Origin of the sequence: Gordonibacter pamelaeae 7-10-1-b (genome assembly GCF_000210055.1) — a bacterium.
Taxonomy (GTDB): Bacteria; Actinomycetota; Coriobacteriia; order Coriobacteriales; family Eggerthellaceae; genus Gordonibacter; species Gordonibacter pamelaeae.
Window position 1 is genome coordinate 2,060,430 of record NC_021021.1, and the last position, 3,218, is coordinate 2,063,647.

At 70.0% G+C, this 3,218-nt stretch carries 3 protein-coding genes; all 3 read right to left on the reverse strand.

Annotated features, from left to right (window positions below; translation table 11 throughout):
- Positions 1–822, reverse strand: an 822-nt coding sequence (purM, locus tag GPA_RS09500; RefSeq protein WP_041239404.1) for a phosphoribosylformylglycinamidine cyclo-ligase, incomplete at its 3' end; no start/stop codon positions are given.
- A gap of 29 nt (positions 823–851) precedes the next feature.
- Positions 852–2,330, reverse strand: coding sequence for an amidophosphoribosyltransferase (gene purF / locus GPA_RS09505; RefSeq protein WP_041239405.1), 1,479 nt, complete (start codon positions 2,328–2,330; stop codon positions 852–854).
- Positions 2,327–3,218, reverse strand: an 892-nt coding sequence (locus GPA_RS09510) for a class B sortase (RefSeq protein ID WP_083809036.1), incomplete at its 5' end; no start/stop codon positions are given. The genes GPA_RS09510 and purF, both read right to left, overlap by 4 nt.

Below are 3,218 nucleotides of genomic sequence, written 5' to 3' on the forward strand. Positions count from 1 at the left end.
CGCCAGCGCGCGCACGGCGCCGGGGCAGGCGTCCAGCACGGCGCGCACGGGCTTCACGTAGATGCGCGTGGGCGTGAGCAGGGCGTCCTGCAGGCACGCGCCGTCCAGCTCCTCGCGCTCAAGACGCAGCTCGTAGTGGGTCTTGCCCTCCACGCACACCTTGCGGGCGAGCGAGTAGCCGTTGGAGTGCAGGCCGCTCGACGCCAGGCCGATCAGCACGTCTCCCTCGCGCACGGCCGCGGGGTCGAGCATCTTCGCCCGGTCCACCACGCCCACGCAGAAGCCGGACAGGTCGTAGTCGTCCGGGTCCATCACGCCGGGGTGCTCGGCCATCTCGCCGCCGATGAGCGCGCAGCCGGCCTGCTTGCAGCCCTCGCCGATGCCCGCCACGATCTCGGCCACGTTCTCGGCCTTGAGCTTGCCGATGGCCACGTAGTCCAGGAAGAACAGCGGCTCGGCGCCCGTGGCCAGGATGTCGTTCGCGCACATGGCCACCAGGTCGATGCCCACCGTGTCGTGCTTGCCGGCCAGCTGGGCCACCTTGAGCTTCGTGCCCACGCCGTCGGTGCCGCTTACCAGCAGCGGGTCGTCCATGTCCTTGGCCGCCGCGATGGAGAACAGCCCGCCGAAGCCGCCGATGTCGCCGACCACCTCGGGCCGGTACGTATCGTGCACCACGCCCTTGATGGCGTCCACGGCGCGCGCGCCCTCGGCCGTGTCCACGCCCGCCTGCGCGTAGGTCGTGGCCTCCTCGTCCATCCAACTGGGCATCGCGGGGGCGTCGTCGGCTCCGGCGGCGCTCACGGTTATTCTCTCGGTCATGGTAACGCTCCTTGCTTGATCGTGGTCCCCTACTGGTCGCCTTCGGCGTATATCTCCTCGAAATCCTTCTTCGTCTTGAAGCTCTTCTTCGCCACGGAGGAGGGAATCTCCACCGGGTAGTCGCCCGTGAAGCAGGCGTCGCAAAAGCCCTGGCAGCGCGCGTCGGGCACGGCGGCGCGCAGGCCCGCGAGCGAGATGAACGCCAGCGAGTCCGAGCCGATCCACGCGTTCATCTCGTCGAGCGTCATGTTCGCCGCGATGAGCTGGTCGCGCGTGTCGGTGTCGATGCCGTAGAAGCACGGCCACCTCACCTCCGGGCTCACGATGCGCAGGTGCACCTCCGTCGCCCCCGCGTCGCGCAGCATCTGCACGAGCTTCTTCGACGTGTTGCCGCGCACGATGCTGTCATCGATGACCACGAGGCGCTTGCCCTCGATCACCGAGCGCAGCGGGTTCAGCTTCAGGCGGATGCCCAGCTGCCGCATGGCCTGGGTGGGCTCGATGAAGGTGCGGCCCACGTAGCGGTTCTTCACGATGCCGTCGGCGTACGGGATGCCGCTCTCGGCCGCGAACCCCAGCGCCGGCGGCACGCCCGAGTCGGGCACGCCGAGCACGAGGTCGGCCTCCACGGGCGCCTCCTGCGTCAGGATGCGCCCCATGTTGCGGCGAGCCTGGTACACGCTCTGGCCGTCGATCACGCTGTCGGGGCGCGCGAAGTACACGTACTCGAAGATGCACGCGGCCGGCCTGCCCGCGGGCACGCCCTGCTCGGCGTGCATGCCCTCCTCGTTGAAGCGCACGATCTCGCCGGGCGCCACGTCGCGCACGTAGCGCGCGCCCACGATGTCGAGGCCGCACGTCTCGCTGGACACCGCCCAGCCGCGGCCGTCCGGCAGCTCGCCGATGCACAGCGGTCGAATGCCGTTCGGGTCGCGGAACGCATAGAGCGAGTCGGGGCTGGCCAGCACCATGGCGTAGGCGCCCGACAGGTCCTCCATGACACGGCGGATGCCGCTGCGAAGATGGTGCGTGGCCTGCGTCTCCTGGCCGATGGCCTTCGCGGCCACCTCGCTGTCGGTGCTCGAGCGGAACTGCACGCCCTCGTCCACGAGGCGGGCGCGCAGACGGCTCGTGTTCACGAGCGTGCCGTTGTGCGCGAGCGCGATGAGCACGTCGTCGATGGCCGAGATGTGCGGCTGGGCGGCCTCCCACGACGCGGCGCCGCCGCTCGTGGAGTAGCGCGCGTGACCCACGGCCACGAAGCCCTCGAGCGCTGCGAGCGTGGCCTCGTCGAACACCTGCGTCACGAGGCCCAGGTCCTTCGCCGCCACGACGGTCTCGCCGTCGCCCACGGCGATGCCGGCGCTTTCCTGGCCGCGGTGCTGCAGTGCCTGCAGCCCGAAGCAGGCCATGCGGGCCACGTCCTCGCCGGGGGCGAACACGCCGAACACGGCGCACTCCTCCTCCAAGCGGTCGGGACGCTCCCCGGGAAGCACGGACGTGCTCACGCGGCGACCTCCTTCGACGCGTCGTCCACGGCGGCTGCGGCCTCCGGGTCGACGGCCGCATCGGTGCCGCCCACGGCCGCGACGCCCGCCACCGTGCTCTCCTCGAGGTACGAGAACAGCACGAAGCGCCCATCGCTCGGCAGGTTGTCGCAGGTGGCGAACGCAAACAGGTGCGCGATATCCGCAGCTGCCGGCGCATCGGAAACCGCCACCACCGAGCGGTCGACCTTGTCCTGGATATAGGAGGCCAGCTCCCCCTCCGTCGCAAACGCCGTCTGGGCCAGCGGGTCGTCGGCCGCCACGTGGACGAGCGAGAGCGACCGCAGCTTGAAGTTGCCCTGCGGCGTGAGGATATAGGCCGTGCGATGGGCGTTGAACTGGTCCGCGTTCTCGAAGTCCGCGATGGCGGCGAACATGGAGCCGTTGTTCAGATGGTGCCCGTACACGATGTTGTTCGCGTCGGAGAAGTCGGCCGCGTTCGCCGCCGACAGGAAGATGGAGCCGTACGTGGCGCCCCACGCCTGCTGGCCGTTGAAGTCGGTGGTGAGGTACTTCTCGTCGTCGGTCGTGTGCACGATGGGGTAGTTCACCGCAGTGCCGGGGATGTAGACCCAGCCCACGGTGTCGGGGTTGATGGCCAGAAGGCGGTCCCAGTCAACCGTGAGGTCGGCGAGCGCCGTGCCCTCGAGGTCCTCGGGCGCCGCGAACACCTCCTCGGCCACGGAGTCGTAGGCGTTCTGGCCCTGCCAGTAGCTGTAGCCGATGGCGCCGAGCGCCACGAGCGCGACGGCGAACACCACGAGCGCAACCCAGAATACGATGCGCCACGGGCCGCCCTTCCTCGCGCCGCCGCGGCCCTTGCCCTTGCCGCCATGGCCGCCGCCGGCC